Source organism: Paenibacillus sp. 23TSA30-6 (assembly GCF_014858585.1).
Lineage (GTDB): Bacteria > Bacillota > Bacilli > Paenibacillales > Paenibacillaceae > Paenibacillus.
In genome coordinates this window covers 1-2,474 of record NZ_SLTL01000080.1, presented here as the reverse complement: position 1 = coordinate 2,474, position 2,474 = coordinate 1, and the positions used below count along the sequence as shown (strand labels likewise).

Sequence of the window (2,474 nt, the reverse complement as noted above, 5' to 3'; positions counted from 1 at the left end):
CGGTAGCCCGCCGCCGTGTTCACCAGGCTGCGGTGCTCGATCATCACGCCCTTCGGCTTGCCCGTCGTTCCCGACGTATAGATCACGTACGCCAGATCCTCCGGACGGGCTTCATGGAAGCTGTCGGTGCCAACATTCTGATGGCTCTCATCGCCGTCGTCCACAGCATCCGTCAGCTTGCCGGAGACAATGCCGGAGACAACCGACGCATTCGCCCGCTCCTCGCTGTACGACGCTTCGTCGTCCAGGTACAGCACCGCCGCCAGCGCCAGCTCCTCTTCGTCGAGCCAGGCTTCGGCACGCTCTCGCAGCGGCGTTTGCGTCAGCAGTACCTTCGCTCCGCTGTCTTCAAGCATGAACCGCACGCGGTCCACCGGATAATCCGGGTCGAGCGGCACATACGCCCCGCCCGCTTTCCAGACGGCCAGCACGGCCACCAGCAAGTCCACCGAACGCTCGGCGAGAATGCCGACGATCGACTCCCGGCCGATGCCGCTTGCGCGCAGCGTAGCCGCCAAGCGGTTCGCCCGCTCGTTCAGCTCCGCATACGTCAGCCGGTCGTTCTCGTACACGACGGCCGCCTCTTCCGGCGTGCGCTCCGCCTGTTCCTCAAACAGCCGGTGGAACGCGGTCGCAGGAGCCGCTTCCGGCTGCGCCGGGTTAAACGCGCCGAGAATTTGCTCTTTTTCCGCCGGTGTCAAAATGCCCAGCTCGGCAATAGTCGCCGACGGGTTGCGGAGAATGGATTCAAGCAGCTGCAAGTAGTGAGCGGCCAATTTCTCCACCGTTTCGGTTTTATAAAGAGCAGTGGCGTATTCAAACAGATATTCCAAGCCTTCCTCGATCTCCGTGACGTCCAAGCTGAGATCGAATTTAGAAACAATTTCTTCGCTGGCATACGTCGACAAATGGAGTCGGGGAAGCTGGATTTCCAAATTCTCTGTATTCTGCAAAGCAAACATCGTATCGAACAGCGGATTGCGGCGTAAATCACGAGTCACGTTCACCTTATCCACCAGTTCCTCAAACGGATAATTCTGATGTTCAAAAGCGCCCAGCGTCGTCTCCTTGATTTCCTTCAAGTAGTCAAGGAACGTCTTACCGGCAGCCGGATAACTGCGGATGGCCAGGGTATTGACGAACATCCCGATCAGTGGCTGAACGTCGCTGTGATTTCTTCCCGCAATCGGCGTACCGACCACCACGTCTTCTTGCCCTGTATATTTCTGCAATAATATTGTATAACCAGCAAGCAGAACCATGTAAAGCGTTGCGCCGTTCTCGGCTGCAAGTCGTTTCAGACCCTCGCTTTTCTCGCTATGCATAAACAATTGCAGCGTGCGGCCCTCGTAGCTCTGCATAGCCGGGCGCGGATAGTCCGTCGGCAATTCCAAAACCGGCAGCTCTCCGCGGAACATGTCGAGCCAGTAGGCTTCCTGCTTGGCAAGCTGAGCTTTCTGCTCGTCCGATTGCTGCCATACCGCATAATCTTTGTACTGAATGCGGAGCGGCTCCAACTGCTCCCCGCTGTACAAGCGGACGAACTCTTCGATCAGTACGTCAATCGAAACGCCGTCAGATACGATATGATGCGTATCGAACATCAGAATATGCCGGTCCGGCGCCAGTTCGGCAAGGCCTACCCGCAGAAGTGGCGGCTTCGCTAGATCAAACGGACGAACGAATTGGCGCACCGTTTCTTCCGCCTGCTCCCCGCTGATCTGCACATATTCCACCTGGAAGGCGGCTTCTTCGTAAATCCGCTGAACCGCTTCGCCTTTTACCATCTCAAAGCCGGTACGCAGCGTTTCATGACGAGCTACGAGCCCGCGAAACGCTTCTTCAAACCGCTGCCGGTCGAGCTCCCCTTCGAGCAGCATAGCTCCCGGTATGTTGTAGCTCAGCTCGGCTCCTTCCAGCTGGTTCAAGATATAGAGACGTTTCTGAGCGGAAGAGAGCGGATAATACTCGCTAGGTTCCGCAGCCGGAATAGCCGTGAACGAGCCGATCTCCAGCCGCTCCATAGCCGCGGCCATTTCCTCAACCGTCGAGTAGCGGAATACGTCGCGAAGCGGGAATTCAACGCCTAGCTCCTTATGCATTTTGCTGACAAGCGTCGTCGCCCGCAGGGAGTGTCCGCCGAGGTCGAAGAAGTTGTCCGTTACTCCTACCGCCTTCTCCCGAACAAGCACATCCTGCCAAATGGCGGCCAGCTTCGCCTCAAGTTCGGTGCGCGGCGCCACGTATTCGCGGCCTCCGCCTGCTCCCCCTTCCGGTGCCGGCAGCGCCTTCCGGTCGATCTTTCCGTTCGGCGTCAGAGGCAGGCGCTCCAGCTCCACGAAGTACGACGGGATCATGTACCCCGGCAGCTCGCTGGCAATCGCCCGCTTCAGGTCCGCCGCCGTCAAGCCTTCTTCCGCTGTATAATAAGCGCACAAAGCTTTCTGACCTTCTTGATCTTCCCTGACGACGAC

1 protein-coding gene is annotated in these 2,474 nt (G+C 58.1%); it reads right to left on the bottom strand.

The window, feature by feature from the left end:
* Window positions 1–2,474 (bottom strand): condensation domain-containing protein (locus E0698_RS26150; RefSeq protein WP_192513417.1); only part of this gene is annotated, 2,474 nt, incomplete at both ends.